A 14,870-nucleotide genomic window follows, 5' to 3' on the forward strand; every position below is an offset into this window, starting at 1 on the left:
GAGGAGTCCATCTCATCATTCAAGCCGAAATCGCGTCACGGCTCGGCCTGACTCAGCATTGGCATGCGGAGACAGATCAATGCAGCTTCCAAAATTATTCGCTTGTTTCGCCTTCCTGGTTTCGCTGGACGCCTCCGCGCAGGAGTACAAGAATCCGCCTGAACTGCCTCCCACCAACGGCTACTCCCATGTCGTCGTGGCTCCGGCCGGGCGGCTGGTTGTCGTCTCCGGTCAGGTCGCGCTGGATGCGAAGGGGGAACTCGTCGGCGCAGGCGACTTCGAGGCGCAGTGCGTCCAGGTGCACGAGAACATCAAGGCGGCGCTTGCCTCGCTGGGATTGACCTTCAAGGACGTGATCCGCACCGACAACTACATCACCGACCGCAAATACCTGCCGATCCTGCGCAAGGTGAGGGCGGGCTACCTGCCCGCGGATGGCGCTCCGGCCAGCACCCTGCTGGTCGTCGACGGGCTGTTCCGGCCGGACCTGCTCGTCGAAGTTTCGGTTGAAGCCGTCCTGCCGCAGGTGCAGGGCGCCGCGCACTGACGATCCGTTCCAGGCGTCGGACGCCGAGGAGGCAGCGTGGCCGTCAATCGCATGGACAACGTCGGCATCGTGGTGGAAGACCTCGATGCCGCCATCGATTTTTTCACCGAACTCGGCCTCGGGCTGGAAGGGCGGGCCAGGGTCGAAGGCGAATGGGCCGGGCGCATTACCGGGCTGGGCACGCAGCGCGTCGAGATCGCCATGATGGTCACGCCCGACGGCCATGGCCGGCTCGAGATCTCGCGGTTCCTCGAACCGGCCGTCGTTGCCGATCACCGTAACGCCCCGGTGAACGCCCTCGGCTACCTGCGCGTCATGTTCGCCGTCGACGACCTCGACGACACGCTCGCGCGGCTCGGCAAGCGCGGCGCGCAGCGCGTCGGCGACGTGGTCCAGTACCAGGACATGTACCGGCTCTGCTACATCCGCAGCCCCGAGGGAATCCTCATCGGCCTGGCGCAACAGCTCGGGCAGCAGGCTTCCCGGGCGAATCCCGTGGAGCGGTGATCGACGGAAATGCCGCCGCGCGCTACACCGCGTTGCCGGCGGCGTGCCCCGACGCCCACGCCCACTGGAAGTTGTAGCCGCCGAGCCAGCCGGTGACATCGACGACTTCGCCGATGAAGTACAACCCCGGCACGCGCTTGGATTGCATCGTGCTGGACGACAGTTCGTCGGTATCGACGCCGCCCAGCGTCACTTCGGCGGTGCGGTAGCCTTCGGTGCCGCTGGCCACCAGCGGCCAGTCGCCGAGGACCTGCGCGATCTCGCGCAGTTGCGGCGCGTTGTACTGCTTCATCGGCAGGTTGCGCAGCCAGTGCTCGCACAGGCGCTGGGCGAAGCGCTTGGGCATGACCTCGCCGAGCATGGTCTTGAGTTCGGCCGCCGGACGTTCGCGCTGCCATTGCTGCAGCGTTTCCAGCGCGTCGCGGCCCGGCAGCAGGTCCAGGCGCAGGTCGTCGCCGGGTTGCCAGTACGAGGAAATCTGCAGGATAGACGGACCGCTGACGCCGCGGTGCGTGATGAGCAGGGAGTTGCTGAAGCTGGCGCCGTTGCAACGCGCGGTCACCGGCAGCGCGACGCCGCTGAGGTCGGCCAGGCGCTCCTGGTGCTTGCCGCTGAGCGTCAGCGGCACCAGGCCCGCGCGCGTGGGCAGCACGGCGTGGCCGAAGCGGCGCGCCAGTTCGTAGCCGAAACCGCTGGCGCCCATGCTCGGTATCGACAGCCCGCCGCTGGCGATTACCAATGCCGGCGCGGAGAAATTGCCGTGGCCGGTGTGCAGGCGGAACCGGGCTTCGTCGCTGTCGCCGTCGTTGACGCGTTCGATGCTGCAACCGGTCTCGATCCGCACGCCGGCGGCGTGGCATTCGTCCAGCAGCATCTTCACGATCAGCTTGGACGAGTCGTCGCAGAACAACTGGCCCAGTTCCTTCTCGTGGTAGGCGATGCGATGGCGTTCGACCATCTCGATGAAATGCCACGGCGTGTAGCGCGCCAGCGCCGATTTGCAGAAATGCGGATTGGCCGACAGGTAGTTGGCGGGCGTGGCGCCGGTGTTGGTGAAATTGCAGCGGCCACCGCCGGACATCAGGATCTTCTTGCCGATGCGGTTGGCGTGTTCGACGACCAGCACGCGCCTGCCGCGCTGGCCGGCGGTCAGCGCGCACATCAGCCCGGCAGCGCCGCCGCCGACGATGATGACGTCGAAATGCCCGCCCATGCCGGTTCCGCGATCAGGCCGCCTGCGCGGCCGACGCCATGCGCGTGCGTGGGGCGATAGTGATCGTGGTTCCGGCGTCGCCCATCAGCTGCAGTTCGCCGTCCTGGATCAGCGCGGAGAAACGCATGCTGCGTTCGATGATCGCGGCCAGTTCCGCCGCCGCCGCGGCATCGATGTCGACGACGGTCAGGTTGTCCAGCCGCGACAGCGCGGCCGCGTTCTTGTCCCACCACAGGTCGGACGCGCGGCCGCCGTAGTTGACCACGACGACCTGGCGCGCGCGGCCGCACGCCTTGCGGATGCGCGACTCGTCGGGCTGGCCCAGGTCGATCCACTGCTCGATCTGCCCGGTGTAGTCGCGGCGCCACAGGTCGGGTTCGTCGTCGGTGCTCAGGCCCTTGCCGAATTCCAGGCGCTCGTCGGCGAACAGCGCGAAGGCGACCAGCCGCACCATCAGCCGCTGGTCGGTTTCCGACGGGTGCTGGGCAAGGACGAGGGGGTAGGTCGCGTAGTGGTGCCGGTCCAGGTCGCTGAGCTGCAGTTCGGCCTTGACCACGGTCGCCTTGAGCGCCATGTGCGGGATGCCTTGGGCGAGAACGGAGGCGGCATTCTAGGCGCTTGCCGCAAACCCGGCCAGAAAACGCGGGCGGGGTTCCGGCGGTGCCGGCGGGGCAAAACGGGCGGAGCGCCGGGCCCGGAAGCCTGAAGATGGACAAAAATTTGTCCAAATGGGGGCGTCCGGCGTTGACCTGACAGAGGTTTCCTTCTCCCCATGTGTGCGGGGAGGATAGGCATCATGCGTTAGCCCTCAGTCCGCCAGCAGGCGCGCCATGTCCTCGTCCTTCTCCCGCCACAGGCCGTTCATCCATTGCTGGAAACGCGCGCGGAACGCACGGTCGTTCTGATAGTCGCCCTGCAGGAACTCGTCGGGGATCGGGCGTTGGCGTACGTGCACCCGGACCTCGGGAATGCGGTCGGCCAGCAAGTCGATCATCGAGGGACTGCCGGCGGGGTAGGCGATGGTCACGTCCAGGATCGCGTGCAAGCCCTGGCCCATCGCGTCCAGCACGAACGCCACGCCGCCGGACTTCGGCTTGAGCAGGTGCCGGAAGGGCGAACTTTGGGTCGCATGCTTGGCGGGCGTGAAGCGCGTGCCCTCCACGAAGTTCATGATCGAGATCGGGATCGCGCGGAATTTTTCGCAGGCGCGGCGGGTGGTTTCGATGTCGCGCTTTGCCAGCTCTGGGTTGCGCTTGACCTGCTTGGGCGTGTAGCGGCCCATGAACGGAAAATCCAGCGCCCACCACGCCAGTCCAAGCAGCGGCACCCAGAACAATTGTCGCTTCAGGAAGAAGCGCAGCAGCGGGATGCGGCGGTTGAAAGCCTTCTGCAACACCACGATGTCCACCCAGCTCTGGTGGTTGGCCAGCACCAGATAGTGGCCGTCGGCCCGCAGCGGCGCGTCTTGCTGCAGGTGGACGCGGGTACGGGTGAATCGGTCGATCATCCAATTGTTCGCCCCGATCCAGCTTTCGGCCAGGCCGGTGAGCAGGGGATTGCTGGCCAGCCGCAGCTTGTCGAACGGCAGCAGCGCCTTTACCAGCGTGATCAACAACAGCGGCACCACATGCAGCACGGTGCTGGCCGCGATCAGCAGGGGTATCAGGACCAGGCGCAGGGGGAGCATGGCAACGCGGAGCTTCGGGAGGTTGCCTATTGTCCCGGGGAAACCCGGGCGCGTCACCCTGCCTGGACGCCGGGGGGCATTTCGTTCCATCCCGGTCTGCCGCGCTAAAGGCCAGGAGTGGTCGTTCGATGACACTCGAACGGCATTTCGAGACGCCGCCTGATTTACGACGGAAATCTCGACTGTAACCGCATCAGAGCCCCATCTGGTCGCGCATGAGTGCGAGGTGCTGGTTGTCATCCATCTGCTTGCGGGCCGCGATGATCTGCCTGGCATCCATCCTCACCGGCGATCCATGAGCACCGGCAGCTCCGCTCGGGGCGGATAGCGCGAGTCAGTCGGCGCTTCGCGCCTCGCTCAACCCTGCGCCGGGGCCGACGCCCAGGCGGGCCACGCCCGCCATGAATTCGGCATAGGTCTGCCCGGATTCGACGCCCCGCCACATCTTCTGCGCCAGCAGCCCGAGCGTGGGCTCGAGCAGCCGGTGCACCTCGCGCCACCCGTAGCCGTTTCCGGGAGCGGAACAGTCGAGGCCGAAGGGGGCCGCGCAGTCGTTCCAGAGCGACGATATCGCGCCGTCCAGCAACGGGTGCCGCGCCGGCATGTCGTCCCCGTTGCCGAAGACGTGGGGTTCCCACTCGTTGAAGAGCTTCTCGCCCTCCAGCCCGCGGCCGTGGTAGTAGTTCGCCATCGGCACGAGGTAGAGCCAGCTGTCGATGGCGTTGATGGTGTGGTAGCCCTCGCGCAGGGACTGGGATCCGGGGAACCAGTCCTTCGAGAAGGCCTCGATGAGCACGTCCTTGTCGTAACCGGCGCTGGTGCCGGACATCCAGACGAACGAGCCCCAGGCCGCGGGCTGTTTGCCCAGTTCGCGGATATGGGCGGCCATGCGGTTGAAGTAGTTCCTGTAGTCGGCGGCGAGTTCCTTCGGATACTCGTCGGCACCCATGTGCACGACCGGGCCCCTGAACCACGGCACGAATTCGTCGTAGACCGACGCCATGAACGTGGTGGTTGCGGGTTTGGACAAATCCAGATGATCGGAGTTGCCGCCGTCCAGCCCGAGTCCGGGCTTGAATGCGATGAACGCCCGCGCATGCGCGGGGGCATCGATCTCCGGGACGATGGTGACGAAGTGGTTCGCGGCGACCTGTTCCAGTTCGTCCCACTCGGTCCGCGTGTACGCGCCGTCGGCGGCGGCCAGTCCCGCGAACGCCGGGTTGTCGCTGGCCAGCCGGAATGCGGCGTAAGCCTTCGACCAGTCGCCGCCCGGGGCCTTGATCTGGTTGTCGTTGAGGTGCAGCTGGAAGGTGTTCAACTTGAACCAGCTCATGTGGCGGACGTAGTCGAGCACGAACTGCTCGCCGAACCACTGGCGGCCGACATCCAGCAGGAAGCCGCGCGTCCTGTAGTTCGGCCAGTCGGCCGCGGTGCCGGCCGGAAGCGCGCCGCGCACCAGCTTGCCGTCCGCGCCGGCTTGCGCGGCCAGCATCTGCAGCAGGCTGCGCGTGCCCCAGAACACCGCCTTCGGCGTGCGTGCGCTGATCGTCGCCTTGTCGGAGACCTCGAGCACGTAGCCTTCGTCGCGGGTCAGTGCCGTGTCGGGCCCGACCGCCAGCGCCGCATCCAGATCGAGCACGATGTCGCCGGCGGCCGGCGCGCCGGAGTGCACGGCGACGCGCCAGCCGCAGAGGTCGCGGAGATCGGCCTGCAACTGTTCCGCGACGCCGCGCAGCGCCCCGGCGTCGGCCGCATCCAGCACGATCCGCGAAGCCGGCCCCAGTTGCGCCCGGCCGTGCCTGCCGCTCCATTCCTGCAGTGCCGGCACCACGAACGGCTTGCTGTTGGGCGCATCCCCGCCGCGGGCTTTCGGCAGTGCCGCGCACCCGGACGCGAGCGCCGCCAGGGTCGCGCAGAAAAGGAAGGCCGCGATGCGGGAAGATGGCGAGGCAACGCGCTTCATCGGGCGGACATCGAATACGGCCGTTGCGACGGATCCGTCGCCCACGCCTTGTCCGGTTCCGCCTGCATCGTGAAGCGCAGCTCGCCGCCGGCCATGATTTCCGCGTGGGTCAGGTAGGCGCGCTCCAGCGGCTTGCCGTTGAGCGTGGCGTTGCCGATGTAGCCGTGCGCATCGTCGAGGCCTTCGGCGACGATGGCGAAGCGCTTGCCGTTGGGCAGGTCCAGCGTGGCGCGCGGCAGGAACGGGCGGCCGATGATGTATTCGTTGCTGCCCGGCGCGACCGGGTAGAAACCCAGCGCGGTGAACACGTACCAGGCCGACATCTGGCCGAGGTCGTCGTTGCCCGCCAGACCGTCGGGGCGCGCGGCGTATTGCGTGTCCATGATCTGCTTCAGCCGCGCCTGCGTGCGCCATGGCTGGCCGGCATGGGCGTAGAGATAGGCGACGTGGTGGCTGGGTTCGTTGCCGTGCGCGTACCAGCCGATCAGGCCGGTGATGTCTTCCATGTGCTCGAACACCTTCGGATCGACCTTCGCGTCGAAGGCCTGGTCCAGCTTGTCCAGCAGCCGGTCGGCGCCGCCGTGCGCGGCGGCCAGCCCGGCCACGTCCTGCGGCACGTACCACGAATACTGCCAGGCGTTGCCTTCGGTGTAATCGGTGCCGTAGCCGCTGGCGGTGGGGTCGAACGGTTCGCGGAAACCGCCGTCGCGCCCGCGCGCGCGCATGAAGCCGGTGGCAGGATCGAAGGCATGCTTCCAGTTCGCCGCCCGCTTGCCGAATTCGGCGGCGATGTCCTTCCTGCCCATCGCCTGCGCCATGCGGAAGATGGTCCAGTCGTCGAAGGCGTATTCCAGCGTCTTGCTGGCGGCTTCGCCCTCCTCGTCGATCGGCACGTAGCCGAGCTCGCGGTACTGGGAGATGCCGTCGTAGGGGCCGTAGTCGGCGCTGGCGACCATCGCCTGCAGCGCCTCGTCGGCGTCGTAGCCGCGGATGCCCTTCATGTACGCGTCTGCGATCACCGGCACCGCGTGGTAGCCGATCATGCACCACGTTTCCAGGCCGTGGAACGCCCACACCGGCAGCACGCCGTACGCGCTTTCGCGGCGCGCGGCCAGCATCGAATTGACGATGTCGTTGGTGCGCTGCGGCGGCTGCAGCAGGGTCATCAGCGGATGCAGCGCGCGATAGGTGTCCCACAGCGAGAAGGTCGAGTAGTTCGTCCAGCCCTTCGCCCGGTGCACGGCGTTGTCCGGGCCGCGGTAGCGGCCGTCGCTGTCCATGAACAGGGTGGGGCCGAGCATCGTGTGGTAGAGCGCGGTGTAGAAGCGCTTGCGCTGCGCTTCGTCGCCCTGCGCATCGACCGCGCCGAGCGCTTCGCTCCATTGCCGCTTCGCCGCGTTGCGAATGCCGTCGAAGTCCCAGCCCGGCGCCTCGGCGTCGAGGTTGGCGATGGCGCCTTCCTCGCTGACCGGCGAAATCGCCACCTTCACCAGCAATTGCCTGCCGGTCGCCGAGTCGAAGTCGAACGCGGCGACCAGTTGCCGGCCTTCGATCTGCGCGCGTCGATGCGGATCCTTTTCGCCCGGCGGCGGGAAGCCCCGGTAGGCCACGTCCTGTTCGGTGTCGTGCAGCTGCCTGCCGCTGACCGGCTGCGAGAAGCGCATGGCGAAATACAGTTGCCGCCCCGGGGCCCAGCCGCGGGTTTCGCGGAAACCGGTGACGGTGCCGTCGTCGCGCACGCGCAGCCGCGACCACAGCACCTTGCCGGGGTAGTCGTACATGCTGGTGCGCAGGTCGACGACGACGTGCGCCGGCTTGCCGGCGGGGGAGGCGTAGCGGTGCAGGCCGACCCGCGCGCTGGCGGGCAGTTCGGCGCGCACGCCGGAATCGTCCAGCGTCACCGCGTAGTAGCCGGGTTGCGCGGTCTCGGTTTCGTGGCGGAAGCGCGAGGTATAGCCGCTGCCCGGCTTGCCCACGTCGCCGCGCTCCAGCTTCACCGCGCCGGTGGTCGGCATCACCAGCACGTCGCCCAGGTCCGAGTGCCCGGTGCCGGAGAAATGCGTGTGCGAGAAGCCGACGATGGTGCGGTCGTCGTAACGGTAGCCGGCGGCCCAGCCGTAGCCTTCCTTGCGCGACCTGATCTGCGTGTCCGGCGAGAGCTGGACCATGCCGTAGGGCACGGTGGCGCCGGGGAAGGTGTGGCCTTCGCCACCGGTGCCGATGAACGGATCGACCGCCGCGTAGGCCGCGTCGCCCGGGCTGGCGGCGCGGGCCTGGGGCAGCGCCGCGAAGGCGAGCAGGGCCAGGCTCCCCCAGTTCCTGAATGACGACTTCGTCCGGGGCGGGGTCATGCGCGCTTCTCCATGGCGGGGGAAGGTGGAAACCTAACACGAGTGCCGCCGTCCGCCGCCGGATCGGGCGCGTCGCCGCGGGGCATGACTTTTGGGGGTGCTCCGCCGCGCCCGTTCGCGCGACCATCGCCCATTGGCCCGCGCAGGCGGGCCTTCCTTTGCCTGCCATCCCAAGGACTCACGATGCGTCGTCCGCTCGCTACCGCCCTCGCCCTGGTCATTGCCAGCAGCCTGTCCGCCGTTCCCGCGGCTTTTGCCGCCGATGCCGCGCCCGCCGCCCGCGCGCCGGTCACCACCCAGCTGCCGCGCAGCGTGAAGCCCTCGCACTACGCGATCCGCATCACCCCGCACGCCGAGACGATGGACTACGACGCCCACGTCGACATCGGCATCGACGTGCTGGAAGCCACCTCGTCGATCACCCTGAACCAGCTCGACATGAGCTTCTCCAACGCCGTGCTGGTGCAGGGCAAGAAGAAGCTGGCGGCCAAGGTCGCCGTCGACAACGAGGCGCAGACCGCCACCTTCGCTTTCGACAAGCCGCTGAAGCCGGGCAGCTACGTGCTCTCGACCGACTACGCCGGCAAGATCGGCACCCAGGCCAACGGCATCTTCGCGCTCGACTACGCCACGCCGGCCGGCAAGAAGCGCGCGCTGTACACGCAGTTCGAGAACTCCGATTTCCGCCGCTTCGCGCCGTCGTGGGACGAGCCGTACTACAAGGCCACCTTCGACCTGACCGCGACCGTGCCGGCCGCGCAGATGGCGGTCAGCAACATGCCGGTCAAGGCGCGCAAGGAACTGGGCAACGGCCTGGCCGAGGTGACCTTCGGCACCTCGCCGAAGATGTCCACCTACCTGCTGTTCTTCAGCGTCGGCGAATTCGAGCGCGCCACCACCAAGACGAAGGACGGCGTGGAGATCGGCGTGATCGCGCAGACCGGCAAGGTCGACCAGGCCGCGTACGCGCTGGAAGCCGGCAAGGTGGTGCTGGAGGAATACAACGACTACTTCGGCGTGCCGTTCCCGCTGCCGAAGCTGGACAACATCGCCGCGCCGGGCCGCAGCCAGTTCTTCAGCGCGATGGAGAACTGGGGCGCGATCTTCACCTTCGAGGGCTCGCTGCTGTTCGACCCGGCCATTTCCACCATCGGCGACAAGCAGCGCATCTTCGGCACCGACGCGCACGAGATCGCCCACCAGTGGTTCGGCGACCTGGTGACCATGCAGTGGTGGGACGACCTGTGGCTCAACGAAGGCTTCGCCACCTGGATGGCCGGCCGCACCACCCGCAAGCTGCACCCGGAATGGGACATCGACGGCGTCGATCCGGCGATGACCAGCCGCAGCGCGATGGGCCAGGACGCCATCGCCACCACCCATCCGGTGGTGCAGCACGTGGAAACCGTCGAGCAGGCCAGCCAGGCCTTCGACGGCATCACCTACCAGAAGGGCGCCGCGGTGATCTCGATGCTCGAGGACTACATCGGCGCCGATGCCTGGCGCGAAGGCGTGCGCAGCTACATCAAGAAGCACGCTTACTCGAACACCGCCACCGACGACCTGTGGGCGGAGATGGAGCAGGTGGCGCCGGGCAAGCAGTTCGCCACCGTGGCGCACGAGTTCACCCTGCAGCCGGGCGTTCCGCTGATCAAGGCGAGCGCGCGCTGCGACGACCACAAGACCGTCGTCGAACTGGAGCAGGGCGAATTCACCGTCGACCGCCCGGACAAGCAGCCGTTGCGCTGGCACGTGCCGGTCGCGGTGCAGGCCGTCGGCGGCCAGCCGGTCAAGGTGCTGGTCGACGGCAATGCCAGCATCGAGCTGCCGGGCTGCGGCGCGCCGGTGCTGGTCAACGCCGGGCAGAAGGGCTATTTCCGCACGCTGTATTCGCCGGAGCAGTTCCAGGCGCTGAGCGCGAATTTCGACCAGCTCGCCCCCGTCGACCAGCTCGGCGTGATGATGGACGTCGGCGCGCTGTCGAGCGCCGGCCTGCAGCCGGTCGCCGACGCGCTCGACCTGACCAAGGGCGTGTCGCTGGACGCTTCGCCGGACGTCTGGTCGATCGTGGCCGGCACGCTCGGCGGCATGGTCGGCGTGTACGGCGACGACGAGAAGGCCGCGGCGCCGGCCAAGCGCTACGCGCGGTCGCGGCTGTCGCCACTGCTGCAGAAGCTGGGCTGGGAGAACAAGCCGGACGATTCGGCCGCCATCAAGCAGCTGCGTACGCGCCTGATCGCGCAGCTGAGCGGCCTGGGCGACGAAAAGGTGCTGGCCGAGGCGCGCCGCCGCTTCGCCGCTTCCGAGACCGACCCGTCCGCGCTGCCGGCCGAACTGCGCCGCACCGTGCTGGGCATCGTCGCGCGCAACGCCGACGCCGCCACCTGGGACAAGCTGCACGCGATGGCGCAGAAGGAAACCTCGTCGATGATCCGCGACCAGTACTACCAGTTGCTGGCCGCGGCGAAGGACAAGGCCCTGGCGCAGAAGGCGCTGGACATGGCGTTGACCGGCGAGCCGGGCGCGACCAACAGCGCGGCGATGATCGGCATGGTGTCCCGCGAGAACCCGGACATGGCCTTCGACTTCGCGCTGGCGCACCGCGAGCAGGTGGACGAGCTGGTCGATTCGACGTCGCGCTCGCGCTACTACCCGCGCCTGGGCGCGGGATCGGACGACATCAAGATGGTCGACAAGCTGAAGGACTACGCCGACAAGTACATCGCGCCGACCTCGCGCCGCGACACCGAATCGGCGATCGCCGGCATCCAGACGCGGATCAAGCTCAACGCCGCCCGCCGCCCGCAGATCGATGCGTGGTTGAAGAAGAACGCGAAGTAGGCGCGTCGCTCCCTGGCCCGAAAGACGAACCCGCCGGCAGGCGGGTTCGTTTTGTCCGGCACGGAATCGTCAGCCGATTTCGACGGGATCGTGGATCGTCCAGATGACGGAAATGATCTTCCAGCCCTCCTCGGTGCGGACCAGCTGCCACATTTCGCGGCCCCAGTTGGTCTGCTTGCCGTTGGAGAGGAATTCGTAGTCGAAGGCGACCGAACCGATCTCGCCGTCGGTGTCGACGCGGACGTCCTTGAAGACTTCCTCGCTGGTGTTCTTGCCGGAGACGATGGAGTCGATGAAGGTCAGGTAATTGACCCCGGGCAGGTGGCGCGCCTTGCGGGCCTCCGGCTTGGTTTTCCGGAACCGGGCGATGCGCGCGTCGTCGTTCGAGAATTGCCAGACGACCTGCTCCGGCTTTTCGGAGAAGAACAAGGCCACGAAAGTCGCCTTGTCGCGGTTGATGATCGACGTGCGGAACTTCTCCACCACGTCCCGGATCGCGGCCACGTCCTTCGGATTGTTCTGTTCGGCGTGTGCGGCAAGGGGTGACGCCAACACGATCGACGCGATGAGGGCAATGCGTTTGAGGTGCATCCGGGATCCGTTCGCTGGGTTTCTGGATTGCCTAGTGTCGCGGGGAAGCCGGGCAAAAGGAAACCCCGCTTGCGCGGGGCTTTTTTGCTTTTCCTTCTCCCTTCGGGAGGAGGGCCTGCCCCCGCGGAGGCAGGGGGTGCACCGAAGGGGCGGGTGAGGGTTCGGCGGAAGTCGCGACGCCAGCATGCCGGTAGCCATTCGGCGGGTGGTGCTTCGCCCGCGGATGAAACGTCGCGAGTGCGGGTAATGTCGCTTCGCCGTACCCTCGCCCAACCCCTCCCCCGAGGGGAGGGGGGCTTGAGGCGTTTCTCAGGCCTCGGTTTCTTCCTTGTACGCATCCACCGGGATGCAGGCGCAGAACACGTTCTTGTCGCCGTAGACGTTGTCGACGCGCGCGACCGGCGGCCAGTACTTGTTCTGCTTCAGCGACGGCAGCGGGAACGCGGCCAGTTCGCGCGGGTAGCCGTGCGTCCACTCGCTGGCCGAAACGACCGCCGCGGTGTGCGGCGCATGCTTCAGCGGGTTGTCGGCGCGGTCCAGGCGGCCGTCCTCGATCGCGCGGATCTCGTCGCGGATCTGGATCATCGCGTCGATGAAGCGGTCCAGTTCGTGCTTGGATTCGCTTTCGGTCGGCTCGACCATCAGCGTGCCGGCGACCGGGAAGCTCAGCGTCGGCGCGTGGAAGCCGAAGTCGACCAGGCGCTTGGCCACGTCCTCGGCGGTGATGCCGGTGGCTTTCTCCAGCGGACGCAGGTCGAGGATGCATTCGTGCGCGACCAGGCCATTGCGGCCGGTGTACAGCGTCTCGTAGTGCGGTTCCAGCCGCTTGGCGATGTAGTTGGCGTTGAGCAGCGCGGCCTGGGTGGCCTTGCGCAGGCCGGCCGCGCCCATCAGCGCGATGTACATCCAGCTGATCGGCAGGATCGAGGCCGAGCCGTGCGTCGCCGCGCTGACCATGCCGCCGCCTTCGCCGCCGAACGCCTTCGGCAGGAACGGCGCCAGGTGCGCCTTCACCGCGCACGGGCCGACGCCGGGGCCGCCGCCGCCGTGCGGGATGCAGAAGGTCTTGTGCAGGTTCAGGTGCGACACGTCCGAACCCCACTTGCCCGGCTTGGCCACGCCGACCAGCGCGTTCATGTTGGCGCCGTCGGTGTAGACCTGGCCGCCGTGCCGGTGGACGATGTCGCAGATCGCGACGATGTCTTCCTCGAACACGCCGTGCGTGGACGGGTAGGTGATCATCAGCGCGGCGAGGTTGGCCGAATGCTTCTCGGCGTTCGCGCGCAGGTCTTCGACGTCGACGTTGCCGTTGGCGTCGCACTTGGTCACCACGACCTTCATGCCGGCCATGTGCGCCGATGCCGGATTGGTGCCGTGCGCCGATTCCGGGATCAGGCAGATGTCGCGATGGCCTTCGCCGCGCGACCGGTGGTAGGCGCGGATCGCCAGCAGGCCGGCGTATTCGCCCTGCGCGCCGGAGTTGGGCTGGAAGCTGACCGCGTCGTAACCGGTGATCTCGACCAGCATCGCTTCCAGCGTCTCGACCAGCTCCTTGTAGCCGCGGGTCTGCGAGGCCGGGGCCAGCGGATGGATGCCGGCGAACTCCGGCCAGGTCACCGGGATCATCTCGGCGGTCGCGTTCAGCTTCATCGTGCACGAGCCCAGCGGGATCATCGTGCGGTCCATCGCCAGGTCCTTGTCGGCCAGCTGGCGCAGGTAGCGCAGCAGTTCGTGCTCGCTGTGGTGGGTGTTGAAGATCGGATGCTGCAGGAACTGAGACGTGCGCACCAGGCCGGCGGGCAGGGCGTCGGCGGTGGCGGCATCGAGCGCGTCGATGTCGTCGATGCCGACGCCGAAGATCCTGGCGATCGCGACCACGTCGTGGCGGGTCGTGGTCTCGTCCAGGCTGATGCCGACGCTGTCCGGGCCGATCTTGCGCAGGTTGATCCGGTCGTGGCTGGCGTACAGGTGGATTTCGTCGGCGTTGACGCCATCGACGCGCAGCGTGTCGAAGAAGGCGTCGCCGACCCGCAGGCCGGCGCCACGCAGTGCGGCGGCCAGGATCGCGGTGTAGCGGTGCACGCGGCGGGCGATGCGGGTCAGGCCCTCGGGACCGTGGTAGACCGCGTACATCGAGGCCATCACCGCCAGCAGCACCTGCGCGGTGCAGATGTTCGAGGTCGCCTTCTCGCGGCGGATGTGCTGCTCGCGGGTCTGCAGCGTGAGGCGGTAGGCGGGATTGCCTTCGGCGTCGACCGAGACGCCGATCAGGCGGCCCGGCATCGAGCGCTTGTACGCGTCGCGGCACGACATGAACGCGGCGTGCGGGCCGCCGAAGCCGAACGGCACGCCGAAGCGCTGCGAGTTGCCGACCACGATGTCGGCGCCCCATTCGCCGGGCGCGGCGAGCAGGGTCAGCGCGAGCAGGTCGCTGGCCACGGCGAGCAGGCCACCGCGCGCGTGCACCGCATCGGCCAGCGCCCCGTGGTCGGCGACGTGGCCCCAGGTGTCGGGGTACTGCACCAGCACGCCGAAGGCATCGGCGTCCAGCGCGTCGGCGACCGGGCCGACCTGCAGCTCGATGCCCAGCGGTTCGGCGCGGGTGCGTAGCACCTCCAGGGTCTGCGGATGCACGTGGTCGGCGACGAAGAAGGTGTTCGACTTCGACTTGCATGCGCGCTTGGCCAGGGTCATCGCCTCGGCCGCGGCGCTGGCCTCGTCGAGCAGCGAGGCGTTGGCGATCTCCATGCCGGTCAGGTCGGCGACCATCTGCTGGAAGTTGACCAGCGCCTCCATGCGGCCCTGCGAGATCTCCGCCTGGTACGGCGTGTACGCGGTGTACCAGGCCGGGTTCTCGAGGATGTTGCGCAGGATGACGTTCGGCACGTGGGTGCCGTAGTAGCCCTGGCCGATGAAGCTGCGGAACACGTCGTTCCTGGTGGCGATCGCGCGGATCTTCGCCAGCGCCTCGACTTCCGACAGGCCGGCGGGCAGGTCGAGCGGGGCGGGCGACTTGATCGTGGCGGGAACGATGGCGTCGGTCAGCGCGTCCAGCGAGTCGTAGCCGAGCGCGTGCAGCATCTGCGCGGCTTCGGCATCGTTGGGGCCGATGTGGCGTTCGACGAAGGCTTGGGGGTGTTCGAGGTCGCGCAGGGAGGGCTTGGACATGG

At 67.9% G+C, this 14,870-nt stretch carries 10 protein-coding genes; 3 read left to right on the top strand and 7 right to left on the bottom strand.

All coding sequences use genetic code 11. The features are described from left to right. The first annotated feature begins 79 nt into the window (after positions 1–79). Positions 80–547 (top strand): RidA family protein, encoded by a 468-nt coding sequence (locus tag CSC71_RS07560; protein ID WP_162373754.1) that lies wholly within the window; start codon positions 80–82, stop codon positions 545–547. A gap of 36 nt (positions 548–583) precedes the next feature. Then, positions 584–1,054: a VOC family protein gene (locus CSC71_RS07565; RefSeq protein ID WP_162373755.1), complete on the top strand. Its 471-nt coding sequence runs from the start codon at positions 584–586 to the stop codon at positions 1,052–1,054. A 22-nt stretch (positions 1,055–1,076) separates the two neighbouring features. Here CSC71_RS07565 and CSC71_RS07570 read toward each other — a convergent pair whose 3' ends face one another. From CSC71_RS07570 to CSC71_RS07590, 5 genes are all read right to left on the bottom strand, one after another. Next, positions 1,077–2,267: a BaiN/RdsA family NAD(P)/FAD-dependent oxidoreductase gene (locus tag CSC71_RS07570; protein WP_162373756.1), complete on the bottom strand. Its 1,191-nt coding sequence runs from the start codon at positions 2,265–2,267 to the stop codon at positions 1,077–1,079. A gap of 13 nt (positions 2,268–2,280) precedes the next feature. Further along, positions 2,281–2,841, bottom strand: coding sequence for a YaeQ family protein (locus tag CSC71_RS07575; protein WP_162373757.1), 561 nt, complete (start codon positions 2,839–2,841; stop codon positions 2,281–2,283). A 234-nt stretch (positions 2,842–3,075) separates the two neighbouring features. Then, positions 3,076–3,954, bottom strand: coding sequence for an acyltransferase (locus CSC71_RS07580; protein WP_162373758.1), 879 nt, complete (start codon positions 3,952–3,954; stop codon positions 3,076–3,078). A gap of 334 nt (positions 3,955–4,288) precedes the next feature. After that, entirely contained in the window at positions 4,289–5,917 is a 1,629-nt protein-coding gene (locus tag CSC71_RS07585; RefSeq protein WP_162373759.1) for a family 20 glycosylhydrolase, read from the bottom strand. Further along, a complete protein-coding gene (locus tag CSC71_RS07590; protein ID WP_162373760.1) occupies positions 5,914–8,268 on the bottom strand; it encodes a GH92 family glycosyl hydrolase in 2,355 nt (784 codons plus the stop codon). The genes CSC71_RS07585 and CSC71_RS07590 overlap by 4 nt, the downstream gene beginning before the upstream one ends. A gap of 183 nt (positions 8,269–8,451) precedes the next feature. Here CSC71_RS07590 and CSC71_RS07595 point away from each other — a divergent pair, with 183 nt between their 5' ends. After that, entirely contained in the window at positions 8,452–11,109 is a 2,658-nt protein-coding gene (locus tag CSC71_RS07595; RefSeq protein WP_162373761.1) for a M1 family metallopeptidase, read from the top strand. A 69-nt stretch (positions 11,110–11,178) separates the two neighbouring features. Here the strand turns inward: CSC71_RS07595 and CSC71_RS07600 are convergent, their stop codons facing one another. Together CSC71_RS07600 and gcvP are read right to left on the bottom strand one after the other, a co-directional pair. After that, complete coding sequence (locus CSC71_RS07600; RefSeq protein WP_246192065.1) at positions 11,179–11,613, bottom strand: nuclear transport factor 2 family protein; 435 nt, start codon at positions 11,611–11,613, stop codon at positions 11,179–11,181. A 396-nt stretch (positions 11,614–12,009) separates the two neighbouring features. Further along, positions 12,010–14,868 carry an aminomethyl-transferring glycine dehydrogenase gene (gcvP, locus tag CSC71_RS07605; RefSeq protein ID WP_425501930.1) on the bottom strand — a complete coding sequence of 953 codons (2,859 nt, stop codon included), beginning with the start codon at positions 14,866–14,868 and terminating at the stop codon, positions 12,010–12,012. Positions 14,869–14,870: the final 2 nt, after the last annotated feature.

Origin of the sequence: Pseudoxanthomonas sangjuensis, assembly GCF_010211755.1 — a bacterium.
GTDB lineage: Bacteria > Pseudomonadota > Gammaproteobacteria > Xanthomonadales > Xanthomonadaceae > Pseudoxanthomonas_A > Pseudoxanthomonas_A sangjuensis.

What these genes read in the sequence shown, in the direction of transcription:
- CSC71_RS07560 (WP_162373754.1), top strand. Translation starts at nt 80, where the DNA reads ATGCAGCTTCCAAAATTATTCGCTTGTTTCGCCTTCCTGGTTTCGCTG.
- CSC71_RS07570 (WP_162373756.1), bottom strand. Translation starts at nt 2,267, where the DNA reads ATGGGCGGGCATTTCGACGTCATCATCGTCGGCGGCGGCGCTGCCGGG.
- CSC71_RS07575 (WP_162373757.1), bottom strand. Translation starts at nt 2,841, where the DNA reads ATGGCGCTCAAGGCGACCGTGGTCAAGGCCGAACTGCAGCTCAGCGAC.
- CSC71_RS07580 (WP_162373758.1), bottom strand. Translation starts at nt 3,954, where the DNA reads ATGCTCCCCCTGCGCCTGGTCCTGATACCCCTGCTGATCGCGGCCAGC.
- CSC71_RS07585 (WP_162373759.1), bottom strand. Translation starts at nt 5,917, where the DNA reads ATGAAGCGCGTTGCCTCGCCATCTTCCCGCATCGCGGCCTTCCTTTTC.
- CSC71_RS07590 (WP_162373760.1), bottom strand. Translation starts at nt 8,268, where the DNA reads ATGACCCCGCCCCGGACGAAGTCGTCATTCAGGAACTGGGGGAGCCTG.
- CSC71_RS07595 (WP_162373761.1), top strand. Translation starts at nt 8,452, where the DNA reads ATGCGTCGTCCGCTCGCTACCGCCCTCGCCCTGGTCATTGCCAGCAGC.
- gcvP (WP_425501930.1), bottom strand. Translation starts at nt 14,868, where the DNA reads ATGTCCAAGCCCTCCCTGCGCGACCTCGAACACCCCCAAGCCTTCGTC.